Below are 14,064 nucleotides of genomic sequence, written 5' to 3' on the forward strand. Positions count from 1 at the left end.
TTTCTACGAGAGGCTGCGCCCTAAGCATAGCTATGCCGCAGGCTTTACGACAAGTTACTTCGGCTGTGCGGCAGTTGAGCGTAGTCGAAACTCAGTACAAGTCAGTGCATCGCTGACAACTGACAACTGACAACTGACCCGATAGCGTAAATTTACGCAAGGCTGAACACCTATTCTCAATTAACCTGGGTATGGAATGTAACAAGATGATGAATATTGATAACAATTATCTTATGGATAATCCCACTTCCGAAAATCATACAAGTCGCCGTTCATTAGCAACTCTAGAGCGACCAAAAAAGCTAAAAATATTAGTCGTTGATGATGAGCCAGATAACCTAGATCTCCTGTATCGTACCTTTCGGCGAGACTTTAATGTTTTGAAAGCCGATAGTGGCATGAACGCCCTAGAAGTTTTGGCCGTAGAAGGAGAGGTAGCAGTAATCATCTCTGATCAACGGATGCCAGAAATGAAAGGCACTGAGTTTCTCAGTAAGACTGTACCTCAATTTCCAGATACGGTAAGAATAATCCTCACTGGGTTTACAGATATTGAGGATTTAGTAGAGGCAATTAACGCTGGGCAAGTATATAAATATATCACCAAGCCTTGGGATCCAGGAGAACTTAAGGCAGTAGTGCAAAGGGCGGCAGAAACTTATGATTTGCTTAAGCAACGGACAGAAGAATTGCGCCGTGCTAATGCCCAAATGGCGCTGCTGACTGTTTTGGTGGAGGTAACACAAGCGGCTCATAGCTTAGATGAAACTCTAACACCAATTGCTACAGCTTTTAGTGATAGTTTTGACGCAGACGGTTGTCTTTTGCAGCTAATAGAGGGAAATACCTTAGTTGCGACTCAAGGATCTTACAGTTCTAACGGCAAGCTAGATAACTGGTTAGCTCAAGACCCTCTAACTAGTGAGGCGATCGCTACTGGAAAAATGCAAGTTTCTTTGAATGTAGCCAAAGATGCCAAACTAACGGGTGTAGCTCATTATCAAGATACTGGTGTACAAGCACATTTAGTTATTCCAATTACCTACCGAAATGATATGTTAGGGGTATTGTCACTACAGTGGGAACAACCGTGTTCTTTGCGAGAAGATGAATTAACCCTAATTCATTTATCAGCAGAACTAGTAGCGATCGCTCTGACTAGTAGCCGTTGCCATCAAACAAAAATATAGTCATTAGTTAAGTGGTCAATGGTCATTAGTCAAAATAAAAAACAACTGACCAAAAACTATTGCCTAATTAATGTCTACTGAAATCCGTGCCATTTTCGACCGTATTGCTCCAGTTTATGATCAGTTAAACAATTGGTTGAGTCTGGGGCAACATCGTATATGGAAGGAAATGACAGTCAAATGGAGCGCTGCTAAACCAGGAGACACATGTTTAGACTTGTGTTGCGGCAGCGGCGATTTAGCCTTATGCTTAGCAAGGCGTGTGGGAGCGACAGGACAAGTGTATGGTGTAGATTTTTCGCCTAACCTTCTAGCAACTGCCCAAGAACGCTCCCAAAGGCATTACCCTCAACCTGTAATTTCTTGGATTGAGGCTGATGTACTAGATTTACCCTTTGAAAATAACCAATTCGATGCCGCTACAATGGGCTATGGCTTAAGAAATGTTGTTGATATTCCCCGTAGCCTCCAAGAATTACATCGAGTTCTCAAACCAGGTGCGAAAGCAGCAATTTTAGACTTTCATCGACCCAGCAATCCGCAACTACGCGCTTTTCAACAATGGTATTTAGATAGTATTGTTGTACCAATGGCAAAGCAGATGGGTTTAAAAGATGAATATGCATACATCAGTCCCAGCTTAGAGCGCTTCCCCACAGGGAAAGAGCAAGTAGAATTAGCTCGTCAAGTTGGTTTCGCCTCAGCCACACACTACCCCATTGCGAACGGTATGATGGGAGTATTGGTAGTCAAAAAAATGAGTGATGAGTAACGAGTGAAGACTTAATGAATTTATGAACTATGAGTAATGATAAATTTTCATTTCTCATTTCTAACTTCTAACTCCTAACTTTTAATTCCTACACTCTTAACTTTTTTAATTCCTCCCTTGGACTGGTCTCATCTTTGGCTTTATGTGTCTCCCCCTATCCTGGGTGGAGTTATCGGCTATTTCACCAATGATATAGCCATCAAAATGTTATTTCGTCCCTACCGAGCAATTTACGTTGGGGGACGAAGAGTGCCGTTCACACCTGGATTGATTCCTCGCAACCAGGAACGTTTGGCTCAAAACATTTCTAATACAATCATGCGATCGCTGCTAACGCCAGAAGAATTGCAAAATCTGGCGCGACGTTTGTTGCAAACAGAACGCGTACAAGCAGCAATTCTTTGGTTGCTGCAAATGGCGATTGAACAAATCAAAACAGATCAAAATGAAAAAAGCACCAAAATTGTGGCGGGGATTTTGCGTGATTTGTTAGGTGAATCTTTACCACGTCTGCTGAAAGTTTTAGCTCGCCAAGAAGACTTTTTAGAGGTGCAGATTAATCAAATTTTTGATCAAGTATTGCTGGAATTGCAACTAAGTGAAGAACAATCTACACGTCTTGCTGATTGGTTATTACAAGTAGTTATACCACCAGATGTGTTGCGTCAGGCAATTGTTGATTTTTTAACTGATCGCACAATTGGGATTGTTGATGAAAGCTTTCGAGAAAAGACTAGCGGCACATATTGGGTAGTAGCAAATCTGTTTGGCTTACGTAATACTCTGACGAGACTGCGAACTTTTTGTTTGGATGAAAAAGAAGCGACTAATCAGCGTTTACAAGAATTGATTCAAGATTTGCAAATGCGCGATCGCCTCAAGAAAATCTTGCAAAATTTATCATTGCAAAATTTGCCAATTGGTACTGTACGCCAATTACGAAAAACTACACGCGAAACTGTACGCCATTACGTACAAACTAGTGGTGGTGAATTACTGCAAGGATTAACAGACTCGGTTAACTGGGAAAATATTGCTTCGTTGCTACTCAATCGTCTTAGCGCTTCACCTGTAGTAAGTTCTTCTTTAGAAGTGGTAAGTCAAGAGTTAGCTTTCATTTTAGAACGGTACTTGGAAAAAGATTTAGAAGTAATCGTAGCGCAAGTAATTCCTATTTTGTCGATAGATCAAGTAATCGTTGATCGTGTAAAGTCAACTTCACCCGCTGATTTAGAAGCTGCTATTGAGGGAATTGTCAAAAATGAGTTGCAGGCGATCGTGACTTTAGGTGGTGTTTTAGGTGTTGTTGTAGGATTATTTCAAACAGTATTCTTGATCTTGAATCAGTTATAACTAAAGCAATTTAAGATTTTCAAGAATACAGTATAACCACACTACAGGGCAGTCGATTTTTCTACTATAGAACTCCTCTTTGATTGTGTAAAAAAACTCGGTACAACTCGAATTTCTTTTTCTCTATTGTCTAGTTATATAAAAACTCCACCCATGAAGGGATGGAGTTTTGTCAGTAGTTAGTGGTCAGTGGTCAGTTGCAAAGAAAGCGAAAAGTCAAGCCAGTCTCGTGGGCGGCTTTGCCGACTTGAGAGAACTGGCGCTGTGCGTCCCGGTTTCCGGGCGCAGAACTTTTCAAGAAGATTTGTAAAAACCACCCATAAAGGGATAGGGTATTAAACCAGTGGCTAAAACAACTGACAATTGACAACTGACACGCGAAGCGAAATAAATCAAAGCCGATTGCTTCAGGTGACTTTTTACCTATTCATTGGTGTTTTTGTATTCCACACTTGTTCAAATTCGGCTTTGGTAATACCAAATTCTTGGATATCCTCTTTACCTAAAGGTTTATCGCATAACATGCCATAGTTATCTAAAAGGTGGCTGTCATCATAAAATAATACGTTGCCGTTTTCGTAAACCTCTATTTGTCTAACAGCACACAAATCGTGGCCAACCTCCATAAAGTAGGTGCTAGTACCCCAAGTGTCATAATCACCTCCTAGTGATTCATCCCAAAACCATTTGCAGTATTGCTTGATCTTTTTTGATAGAGACATAATTTTTTACTCATCTAAGGAATTACTAAACTGTTAAGCATACATATAAGAAAGCCCATTGGAACCGCAGGGGGGCAGGGGGCAGGCAGCAAGAGAGAGGGTTTGCAACTTACTATGAAAATGGTGCAATTTAAAGGACGATTAGCTTACTTTGTAAGTTACTCTACAAAAATGTGCTTCTCGTGAGTTTAAGCAAGAGTACTTTGAAAAGTTAAATACAGAAAAATATTTGTGTCAGCCAACACACTACTGGAAGTCACTAGTTATCAATAAGTTAGTTTTAAGCTTTTAGATTGCTTTTACCTAAATACCTTGTTTAGGTGTCCGCAGGAGTAAGCATTAACGGTAATAGTGTTATTTTACCACAGTATTTTCAACTCCTTGCATCGTCAGTATAACGCAGTATCTCTTGCATTTTCATTAGAATTATTCCCAGCATATTTTTATCACTTCCATCAGACCCACAACCCCAAAATCTATACAATGGGTGAATTGTCTAATATTTCTTCATTTCCGTAAAAAGTACAACTTCTCGAATATTTGCATGGGTTTCAAATTTACGTAGCACTGCTTTGTGGATAATTTATTCTTTAACTTGTTCTCAATCTTGACGTAGAGGACGAGTTTCTTCACGCCCCATTTTGGCCGCATCTTTAGGCATTTTTACTAATTGAATTAGTTCTAAATGAAACGTTAAAAAAACTTCTGTGCTTGAAAATAATGTTCGCTACTATACCAACACAAATTATCTAGCTCAAGGCCGTGTAGCGAAAAGTTGGAAAAATAACGATATTGTTCACAAATATAATACCTGGATTTAGTAACGTCAAAATTATGATCTAAACTCTTTGTTTTTCTTATTTGATTGAGACTTTAATTGCTCAAGATTGTTTTTCACTACCAGCTAATTCTCTTGATTCATAGTAACGGCAATTTTGACAAGGGCCGCTGGGGTTGACAGCACAACGAATGTAGCCAGACTGGGCATTAAATTTGCAACTGATGTCACCAATGAGGTAGCCTACTCCTTCTAAATAGTAGCGATCGCTTTCAGGAGGTCGAATATTTTGCCGTACCCTTACTCCTGACAAATTCAGCGCAGCTTGCCTCAACCGTGAGCGTGTCCGTAACTGGGTTTTGCGGATCACCCACAGAGAAATTAGGGACGGTAAAAAACCAACAGCAATCACTAAAAGTGTCTTTAACACCTTTCTTTACCTCTTTTATGCGCTGATTGATCGTCCGTGATGTTGCACTCTCAAAAAAAAATGAAAGTGCAACTCCTAGGGCAGTTTTGCCTCTTCGCTTTCAAAACCAACTGTTCCCAATGCTATGAAGTTGGGATAGTTGATGTGGATTGTGGCAGTATGGCATCTCAAAACTTAGCGCCATTCGTACCAGATACCACTTCCATCAGCATAACTGTTACAGCCTAAAGCCTGATCTATGGTTGAATCTTCATAATTTTAAGATTTGTTGATTCAGTGTTCCTGGTAAAAAACGATTGGTAAGCTGTCACATATCTAAGTTGCACATCTTTTCGTATGGACTGTTAACTGTTGACTGTTAACGGTCAGCAATCAACAAACTTAGGAAGTGATTGTGTCATTTAAAGGCGTAATAGTTGATCAGCATCAGCCATACTCTTGTTTTTTATATGTTGCTGAGAGGCTAATCTTTTTCTTTTAGTTTGCTGACGAAGTTTTTGGGCTAAAAGTGCAGCTTCCTTTTCTGCTCGGAATAAATCAACTTTCCGTGTGGTGATAATCAATGATTTATCTGGCTTTTGTCTCACCCAAGGGACACTAACTGTCAAATACTTGCAAATGCTTTTGCAAGGTTTACCATTTGCTTGAGTGTTGAAGGTGCTGGCTATTGCCTTCAACTCTAATATTTTTACTTCTAACTCTGCTGCCATTTGATTGATGCGCTGCGCTTGTGCTATTAAATGCTCCCATTCGCTGGTTATAATTTCTTGTTGAGGTTGCAATGGCACTATTGCACTATTGACCTTGGTAGGCTGTGATAAGGACAATGGAAGCGAGATGTTATTGTTGTAGCTGTGTTCGATTGTTTTCATAGTTTTTCCTACAAGGCTACTGAGCTTGTAAGGCATTCTATCAAACAAATAGTACTTTTGTACTAAAACGGGTGTTTAAAGCTTGTACCTGTTGTTATATCGTCGATGTTGGTTTAAATGCTGATGTAAATATGACTTTTTTATTGTTTAGAGAACTTTCTTAGTTAAATATAGATAATTTCAATATAAATTAATAGACATTTAAATTAAGATTATAAGCGTGGTTTAAATTTAAAAATAGTTACTTTATATTATAGTTTTTACGCCATCTTTCAAGATTATTAATAGATATTGATTGAGTTATAACATTAACACCATTTCCTCTCCATTCAACTTCTGAATCAGTTGTAAAAACACCACATTCTAATTGTTCAAGATTAATATCCCAATATTCACTAAATCGGCTTTTTAAAGTAATAACTTGATCAAATACCTTATTTCTATGCTTATTTCTTCTTTTTCTTTCTGTTGCTCCTGTTGCCTCTGTATCAATAAATTTAGTTTCAATTAAAAATAGACTGCCTTTAAATGTGAGATAGACAAAATCGCATTTACCTAAATCTGTATAATCCGCTATTGGAGATTTTTCAAATAATAGTAATTCACAACATGAAGGAAACAATGATTTAATATTTAAAAATAAATAAGCTTGTAAGAGAAGTTCATTATCATAAGGAAAAACGATTACCCCCTCAAAAAATTGTTTAATATCTTGTTGAGTTTGAGGTTGAATTTTTTTACAGTAAGAAACAAATTGGTATAAATCGTTTGTAATCATCCAGTTTTAGCTCCTTTCCCTAGCGCTAGTCTAAGTCCTTATGGCATAACAAGATATCATTTTATACAGAAAAGCATCATCCGCATAAGTAACTAAAAAAACTATTAAAGACTAATATTTCTAAGGCAATTTACTGTTGACTTAGTTAAAAAAATTGTATTAATAAAACTATTCTTATTAAGTAGATATACGAGATTTGTTCTCTCTTTAATTAGCACTGCTATTTTAAAGCTAGCCACATGCTAATTTATGGAAACACTTTTACAACAATATTTTCATTAGACAATAAAACAAGAATATCTATTTATTAGGTACTAATCAAAGGTTTTAGGTGAGCAGTAAATCTAGCATTTTGTAGAGCTTGCACTGTTATTCGAGAATCTTGCACGCAAAATTGCCAACCTAAGCGAACTAGTTTCCGAGAATTTTCTGCTTGTACAATTCCAATTACTGGCATTTTGGCTTTTTCTTTGTCCCCTGACTGTTCTTGCAAAATTGTTTTCAAGCGGTGCAATTCTTCAATATCGCCAGCTTGTTGGGGATTTAGTTCCACCATAACCATTTGCACCGTTTCTACCGGTTCTGCATCTTCAACTATCAATTGAGTTTGGTCATCTCGTCGGTCTATTTTACCCCAAATAATCAATCTAGTATCGACTTGAAGGAGAAAATCTATGCGTTCATAAGTTTTAGGAAAAACCACTGCTTCAGATTGTGAAGTCAAATCTTCTATTTGTAAAATTGCCATTGGATCGCCTTTTTTAGTCATGACTTTTTTCACATTATTCAGCATGACAACTGCACACAGCTTTGTATCTTCTCTTTGTTCGCCTAGCTGTGAGAGGTTAATTGGCGTGAGGAGTGGTGTTATTTGTCTTAAAGATTTTAGTGGATGATCTGATACATAAAATCCCAATAATTCTTTTTCCATCCGCAACTTTTCTTGGGGAGGAAAATCGAGAACAGGGTTAGCTTTAGGAACAGATTCAAAAGCTTTACTTTTTGTTTTATTATTAGTACTAGTATTCGGAAATTCGCCTAATAAATCAAAGAGATTTCCCTGACCGCTAGCTCTATCTTTGGCGCGGGATTGTGCCCAATCGTAAACGAGTTCTAGGTCTTTGATTAATTGTTGACGATTTGGTTCAATTTTGTCAAAAGCTCCACAATAAATGAGCGATTCTAAAGTTCGGCGATTGACTGCTCGCAGATCTAAACGATCGCAAAAATCTGCGAGGGATTTAAACTCTGCTCCTTCATTTCTTGCTTCTAAAATAGAGGCGATCGCGTTTTGTCCCACATTTCGCACTGCTGAAAATCCAAACAAAATCTTTCCTGCGGCTGGGGTAAAATCTAGACCTGAGCGATTAATATCTGGTGGATCTATTTGAATACCCATATTGGTACAGTTATTAATATATCTCTGTACCTTGTCTGTATCGCCACTGTTAGCCGTCAACAGTGCCGCCATATATTCTAATGGATAATTAGCTTTTAAATATGCAGTTTGATACGTGACATAACCGTAGGCAGTTGAATGGGATTTATTGAAACAATTGGCAGCTACGAAATTATTTTTGATGGCAAAGTTATGGTCATGTTGAACACCAATGTCATAAACATTTTCTTGACCTACATATTTACGGGTGATTATTTTAACCATCTTTACCAACTCCCTAAATCAAGTCTGTAAAATTAATTTATAAATTTACCAGGATTGTATTCTAGCCCATACCCAATACCCAATCTTCTGCAATATGTACTAAAATCAAGGACTTGAGTCACAAAGAGAGCAATCATGGCATCCATCCGCGAGCTGCACGAACAGCTAATTAAAAAAGAACGTTCTGCTGTTGAGATTACCCAAGAAGCTTTAGACCGCATTCAAGTGTTAGAGCCAAAATTACATAGTTTCTTACATGTAACAGCACAACAGGCGTTAGAGCAGGCTAGGGCTGTGGATGCCAAAATTGCTGCTGGAGAAAAAATTGGACTGCTTGCAGGTATTCCCATTGGTATTAAAGACAATATGTGTACCAAAGGGGTTCCTACCACTTGCGCCTCCCGGATTTTAGAAAATTTTGTCCCACCTTATGAATCAACAGTGACACAAAAACTGGCTGATGCGGGGGCAGTGATGGTGGGCAAAACCAACTTAGATGAGTTTGCAATGGGCGGTTCCACAGAAAATTCTGCTTACCAAACTACAGCTAACCCATGGGATTTATCACGGGTTCCGGGGGGTTCTTCTGGAGGTTCCGCAGCAGCGGTGGCGGCGGAAGAATGTGTTGTGTCTCTCGGTTCTGATACCGGTGGCTCGATTCGCCAACCTGCATCTTTCTGCGGGGTGGTAGGGCTGAAACCGACTTACGGGTTAGTTTCTCGCTACGGTTTGGTGGCTTTCGCATCGTCCTTGGATCAAATTGGCCCATTTGGACGTTCAGTAGAAGATACTGCAATATTGTTAAATGCGATCGCAGGTTACGATCCTAAAGATTCCACTAGCCTCAAAGTTGAAATTCCCGACTACGCCGCTAGTTTAAAGCCAGACCTCAAAGCCAGAAGTAAACTGCGAATTGGTATCATCAAAGAAACATTTGGTGAAGGCTTGGACTCTGTTGTAGAACAAGCTGTTACCAAAGCGATTGATCAATTACAAAATTTGGGAGCCGAAATTCATATAATTTCCTGCCCTAACTTCCGCTATGGCGTACCCAGTTATTACATCATCGCTCCATCAGAAGCATCGGCTAACTTAGCTCGTTACGATGGCGTTAAGTATGGTTATCGCGCTCCTGATGCAGAAAATCTGCTGTCTATGTACACTCGCACCCGTTCTACTGGTTTTGGTGCAGAAGTCAAACGCCGGATTATGATTGGAACTTATGCCCTTTCTGCTGGCTATTATGATGCCTATTACCTTAAAGCGCAAAAAGTCCGCACCTTGATTAAGCAAGACTTTGAAAAGGCTTTTAAGCAGGTTGATGTACTAGCCTGTCCTACTGTTCCTACGACAGCTTTTAAAGCAGGGGAAAAAAATACTGACCCTTTAAGCATGTATTTACTTGACTTGATGACGATTCCCGCAAATCTTGCTGGTTTACCGGGTATAAGTGTGCCATGTGGTTTTGATAACAATAACCTGCCTATTGGATTGCAACTTATTGGTAAAGTGCTGCGGGAAGATCAATTAATTCAAGTAGCTTATGCTTATGAACAATCAACTACTTGGCATTTGCGGCAGCCACCATTTTGATGAATGATGAGTGATGAATTGTAATTCGTCATCAAAAAAGTGCCTTTAACTTTAACTTAACCATATTGTCAATTAGATTATGGTTGATGGTTGCTAAAATTAAGCTGGTTTTAGCAAATCTTGGGCTGAGGATGAAGGTGAATTAGTATTCTTTTGAAGCTGCGCCACAATTTCCAGAGTAGAGATTTGTTTCTGTAACCAATCTGTAAAGAAATCACCAATAATTTGCAGACGACGCTGTTCATCTAATTGTGGTTTAATTATCTCCTCAACTGCAATTATATGTACTCCTTTGGGTGTAATTATTGGCTTCAAAATCTGTGGGGGAGTGGCGGCAAAAACTGCCGCTGCAATCTCTGGTCTAAAATCAGTACGGTAGCGAATCCCTTGATAACCACCAGCACGGCGGCTTTCTAGATTTTCAATATATTGGCGAGCAATTTCTTGAAAACTAATTTCACCTTCTTGCAAAGCATAAAACAGTTCTAAAGCTAAGTCCTCATCATCCAAAATAACTTCATAAGTTACGGCTCCAGAGTAATCAATTTGGTGAGCATAAAAAAATGGTTCAACTTTATCTGCAAATAGATGACTAGCTAGCTTTGCAGATAAGATGGTGATTTTAGCTATTTCTTCAAAATCATCTAAAGAAAGATGATGTTTTTCTAACCACGACCAGGTATCTTCGGCTTTGACCAAGTTGTTGGCTAAGCGCATATTATCTGCTGCCTGTTGCAGTTCTTCTGTATCAACTGTAATTTCTGCTGCTTCGGCTGCCTCAACAATAACTTTTTTAGAAGCGATCGCTTCTAACATACCAGGAATTTGACAAGACAATTTTATATGGTAAATAATGTCTTCGCTAGAAATGTTTAAAACATTTGACATTATGCCATTCCTCCAAAAATAAATTAATTGAAAATTACTTATGGGATTTTTTTGATAGGTAATTAACATTTTTATTATATTCTCTTATTTTCTTAATTCCTGTCTCTATCTAATGGTACTTTTAATATTTAGTGCGATAATAATGTATACAATTTATTTTTAATAGTGTAGCATTGCTTAATCTATAAACATAGATAAAAAACCAATTTTAAAGACAAAATTTAATTACTTATGTCTTGATTTTATAGTATTTAATATTTTTTCACATCATATCTTTAATTTTAAAATAGCTAGTAATGTCATAATGTAAAAGCTAAATCTGCTTTCGATTTTCAAATGAGCTTGCTAATGATGTCTTACTAAAAAGACAAAAGTATTCCGAGTATAGCTCATCAGTTTTGACTAAAAAACCTGACCTGGAAAAGTAATAAAATGGCTAAAATAGTAATTTCTGATTTACATCAAACCGATGTAAACATGTTTTTGCATGACTTACATATAATGGAAATGAACACCATATTAGGTGGCTTCCTTCAAGGATTATTAGGTGGTTATAGTGATTCACTATTAGCCACAATGTATGATAGTTTAAATCAAAGTTCAAATAGCACTAAGAGTTTAGCAGGTGTAGATGAAAACAAAATTTTTACTGTTGATTTTTCTGAAATAGCTTTCAATTTTATAGTTGTATAAATTACAAATTAATGACAACTATGATTGGATGAATAATACCAATTCAAATAATATTGGCAACACATCAATTATTCGTAAGGGCACAACATTGTTTGTGCCCCTACCTATCTGTCGCATTTTTTTTCAAATTGATCTAAAAGGATGTTTGTAAAGTCTAGTTTATTACTTACCTGGGCGACTAGAAGTCGCGCGGCATTTCCTTTAAGTCGGCAAAGCCGCCCAACGCAGTGCCTTGGCTACACAAACAAAACCTGCTTCCGCAGATTATCCCTCTTTTATCACTTTGGGAGAACCCAATCGCTGAAAGCCTTTCGAGGCTTTAATTTCTAAGTTTTGGCTATAAATTTTAGTTACTGTTAGAAAATAAAGCCTCAAAGCTTGGCTCAATCAAAGTTTCAGAATATTGCTTCGATTATTGTTTTCCGAGAGTGACAGAACAGGGTTATTGATTATGTTAAGTAAGTCGGTGGGAAAAAACACAATTATCTTAAGAAAGGTAAACAACGCTAAAACCCTCTTGCTTCATGCCTCATCCCAACTACAAATATTTACGCCGTTCTACTTAGTAGCGAATTATATTCGCTTAATACTTTTAAAACAAACATCCTTTAAGTATTGAACAACAAAAAATAGGGCAGGCTCATAACCTGTCCTAGTTCATAATTCAAGATATATTTTCTAATTAGTAGGCAATTCGAAACTTAACTAATCCCTATAGTTCCAGACCACCTTTTTGCAACTTCTTGAATGGATCTAAGATAAAGTCAATCACTCGACGCTGGCGGATAATTACTTCTGCGGTTGCTGTCTGTCCAGGGGTTAAAGTAATCTGCTTGTTACCGGCTTGGATGTATGGATGATCCAAGATGATATCCAACTCATAAGTTTCTGTTCTGTTGTCGCCGTTTGTCTGAATTTTTGAGTTAGGTGAAACCCAACTAACTTTCCCTTGTAGCACACCATAATCTTGGAAGGGATAAGCATCAAACTTGACTTTGACTGGCATTCCCACCTTCAAGAAACCACTTTGTTGACTAGGCATCTGAGCTTTGAGAATCAAAGGAGTATTTTCTGGGGCAATTTGGGCGATCACCTGTCCTGTTTCTACTACTGGCCCTGGTTTTTGGATGGGCAGTTCAAAAATTACCCCATCAATAGGCGATCGCACTACTCGTTGCTGTAGCTGGAGGTTTAAGGATGTAATCTGACTACCTGTTTGAGCTATTTCTGATTGCAGAGTACTAATTTGTGTTTGTAGTTCTTTGAGCTGTTCTTGATTTCTGAGTACTGCCAGTTTACCTGCTTGCACAATACCTTGATAGCTACTTTGCTGCTCTTGCAGACGTAGTTTTGCTTGTTGAATATCTGCCAAAGCTTGACTCATAGTCCCCTGATAACGACTTACTTCTTCTTGTAAACGCAGTCGAGCTTGTGTGATATCAGACTTTGCTTGTTCTTGGGAGCGTTGGCTTTCTTCTGCTATCTTTTCCAATTCCACAACTTTAATTTGAGGAATTGCACCTTGTCCCAAAAGATTACGATAACGTGCAACTTCTGTTAAATCTCGCTGTAAACGACTGGTAGCTAACTTTTGAGCAATCGAAGTAGAGTGAATATTTTGCCTAGCTTGCTCAACTAAAGCTAGTTTTTCCAATTTTTGTAAGTTATACGAGCTTTGCTGGGCATCCAGATGTTGCTGCGCCTGATTAACTTGAGCCATTTTTTCCAATTCTTGGGATTTGTTTTGTTGCTCTTGAGTGCTAATCATCAAGATGAATTGGTTTTTTAATAGCTCTTGTTGCGATCGCTGATTAATTAATCCTTGCAGCCTTGTCTGCGCTTGTTGCAGTTCTGTTCGCATTACATCAGACTCTAACTCCAGTAAAACTTGTCCAGCTTTAACAGTCGAACCTTCTTGAACTTTCACAGAGACAACACTACCAGGAACCGCAGCGCCCAAGGTTTGCGTCGCTCCTTTAGGTTCTAAACGCCCTCTAGCACTTCCTGTTTCATCAACTTTAGAAAGCATCGACCAAGGTAAGATGATCGCTGCAAAACCTGCCAAAAAGTACAGCATTGAGCGTGTCCAGATCCTTGGTAAGGCATCTAGCAGTTCTTCCGTGCCGTAATACCATTCTTTAGTCTCAGTTGCTGCCTTTTTTCGATAATCAACAATGGCATTAGAATCTTCAACTTGATGAGGCTCATCTTGCTGTGGTTTAACGAGTACAGATGATAAATTGTGATATAGGTTTGGCATAAGTAATTCAACTTGTTGGTTAGGGACATTGGGTATGGGGAATGGGGCATGGGGCATTGGGAAGAAGGGGTA

Annotated in this window: 13 protein-coding genes; 6 read left to right on the forward strand and 7 right to left on the reverse strand. The window is 38.4% G+C overall.

Features of this window, described 5'->3' with window-relative positions; translation table 11 throughout:
- The first annotated feature begins 233 nt into the window (after window positions 1-233).
- From I8751_RS01205 to I8751_RS01220, 4 genes are all read left to right on the forward strand, one after another.
- Entirely contained in the window at window positions 234-1,190 is a 957-nt protein-coding gene (locus tag I8751_RS01205; protein WP_214437360.1) for a response regulator, read from the forward strand.
- Between the two features lie 70 nt (window positions 1,191-1,260).
- Window positions 1,261-1,962, forward strand: a complete 702-nt coding sequence (ubiE, locus tag I8751_RS01210; RefSeq protein WP_214437339.1) for a bifunctional demethylmenaquinone methyltransferase/2-methoxy-6-polyprenyl-1,4-benzoquinol methylase UbiE — start codon at window positions 1,261-1,263, stop codon at window positions 1,960-1,962.
- 117 nt (window positions 1,963-2,079) lie between these two features.
- On the forward strand, window positions 2,080-3,315 hold the full coding sequence (locus I8751_RS01215) for a DUF445 domain-containing protein (protein ID WP_214437340.1): 1,236 nt from the start codon (window positions 2,080-2,082) through the stop codon (window positions 3,313-3,315).
- 169 nt (window positions 3,316-3,484) lie between these two features.
- Entirely contained in the window at window positions 3,485-3,625 is a 141-nt protein-coding gene (locus I8751_RS01220; RefSeq protein WP_214437341.1) for a hypothetical protein, read from the forward strand.
- Between the two features lie 109 nt (window positions 3,626-3,734).
- On the opposite strand, the gene I8751_RS01225 is transcribed toward I8751_RS01220, so the two are convergent.
- From I8751_RS01225 to I8751_RS01245, 5 genes are all read right to left on the reverse strand, one after another.
- Window positions 3,735-4,037 (reverse strand): hypothetical protein, encoded by a 303-nt coding sequence (locus I8751_RS01225; RefSeq protein WP_214437342.1) that lies wholly within the window; start codon window positions 4,035-4,037, stop codon window positions 3,735-3,737.
- An 881-nt stretch (window positions 4,038-4,918) separates the two neighbouring features.
- The gene (locus I8751_RS01230; protein ID WP_214437343.1) at window positions 4,919-5,245 is read right to left on the reverse strand and encodes a DUF6464 family protein; all 327 of its coding nucleotides are present in this window, start codon (window positions 5,243-5,245) and stop codon (window positions 4,919-4,921) included.
- Between the two features lie 401 nt (window positions 5,246-5,646).
- Window positions 5,647-6,117, reverse strand: a complete 471-nt coding sequence (locus I8751_RS01235; RefSeq protein WP_214437344.1) for a hypothetical protein — start codon at window positions 6,115-6,117, stop codon at window positions 5,647-5,649.
- A 241-nt stretch (window positions 6,118-6,358) separates the two neighbouring features.
- Window positions 6,359-6,895: a hypothetical protein gene (locus I8751_RS01240; protein ID WP_214437345.1), complete on the reverse strand. Its 537-nt coding sequence runs from the start codon at window positions 6,893-6,895 to the stop codon at window positions 6,359-6,361.
- 307 nt (window positions 6,896-7,202) lie between these two features.
- On the reverse strand, window positions 7,203-8,558 hold the full coding sequence (locus I8751_RS01245; protein ID WP_214437346.1) for a helix-hairpin-helix domain-containing protein: 1,356 nt from the start codon (window positions 8,556-8,558) through the stop codon (window positions 7,203-7,205).
- A 135-nt stretch (window positions 8,559-8,693) separates the two neighbouring features.
- On the opposite strand from I8751_RS01245, the gene gatA reads away from it, so the two are divergent.
- Window positions 8,694-10,151, forward strand: coding sequence for an Asp-tRNA(Asn)/Glu-tRNA(Gln) amidotransferase subunit GatA (gatA, locus tag I8751_RS01250; RefSeq protein WP_214437347.1), 1,458 nt, complete (start codon window positions 8,694-8,696; stop codon window positions 10,149-10,151).
- A 99-nt stretch (window positions 10,152-10,250) separates the two neighbouring features.
- On the opposite strand, the gene I8751_RS01255 is transcribed toward gatA, so the two are convergent.
- Complete coding sequence (locus I8751_RS01255) at window positions 10,251-11,039, reverse strand: peptidylprolyl isomerase (protein ID WP_214437348.1); 789 nt, start codon at window positions 11,037-11,039, stop codon at window positions 10,251-10,253.
- A 432-nt stretch (window positions 11,040-11,471) separates the two neighbouring features.
- On the opposite strand from I8751_RS01255, the gene I8751_RS01260 reads away from it, so the two are divergent.
- Window positions 11,472-11,732, forward strand: a complete 261-nt coding sequence (locus tag I8751_RS01260; RefSeq protein WP_214437349.1) for a hypothetical protein — start codon at window positions 11,472-11,474, stop codon at window positions 11,730-11,732.
- Window positions 11,733-12,444: 712 nt separating this feature from the next.
- Here the strand turns inward: I8751_RS01260 and I8751_RS01265 are convergent.
- On the reverse strand, window positions 12,445-13,992 hold the full coding sequence (locus I8751_RS01265; protein ID WP_214437361.1) for an HlyD family efflux transporter periplasmic adaptor subunit: 1,548 nt from the start codon (window positions 13,990-13,992) through the stop codon (window positions 12,445-12,447).
- Window positions 13,993-14,064: the final 72 nt, after the last annotated feature.

Origin of the sequence: Atlanticothrix silvestris CENA357 (genome assembly GCF_016056295.1) — a bacterium.
Taxonomy (GTDB): Bacteria; Cyanobacteriota; Cyanobacteriia; order Cyanobacteriales; family Nostocaceae; genus Atlanticothrix; species Atlanticothrix silvestris.

Excerpts from the sequence above, each read along its gene's own strand:
- I8751_RS01255 (WP_214437348.1), bottom strand. The coding sequence starts at position 11,039 with ATGTCAAATGTTTTAAACATTTCTAGCGAAGACATTATTTACCATATA.
- I8751_RS01205 (WP_214437360.1), top strand. The coding sequence starts at position 234 with ATGGATAATCCCACTTCCGAAAATCATACAAGTCGCCGTTCATTAGCA.
- I8751_RS01265 (WP_214437361.1), bottom strand. The coding sequence starts at position 13,992 with ATGCCAAACCTATATCACAATTTATCATCTGTACTCGTTAAACCACAG.
- gatA (WP_214437347.1), top strand. The coding sequence starts at position 8,694 with ATGGCATCCATCCGCGAGCTGCACGAACAGCTAATTAAAAAAGAACGT.
- I8751_RS01240 (WP_214437345.1), bottom strand. The coding sequence starts at position 6,895 with ATGATTACAAACGATTTATACCAATTTGTTTCTTACTGTAAAAAAATT.
- I8751_RS01260 (WP_214437349.1), top strand. The coding sequence starts at position 11,472 with ATGGCTAAAATAGTAATTTCTGATTTACATCAAACCGATGTAAACATG.
- I8751_RS01245 (WP_214437346.1), bottom strand. The coding sequence starts at position 8,558 with ATGGTTAAAATAATCACCCGTAAATATGTAGGTCAAGAAAATGTTTAT.
- ubiE (WP_214437339.1), top strand. The coding sequence starts at position 1,261 with ATGTCTACTGAAATCCGTGCCATTTTCGACCGTATTGCTCCAGTTTAT.
- I8751_RS01235 (WP_214437344.1), bottom strand. The coding sequence starts at position 6,117 with ATGAAAACAATCGAACACAGCTACAACAATAACATCTCGCTTCCATTG.
- I8751_RS01225 (WP_214437342.1), bottom strand. The coding sequence starts at position 4,037 with ATGTCTCTATCAAAAAAGATCAAGCAATACTGCAAATGGTTTTGGGAT.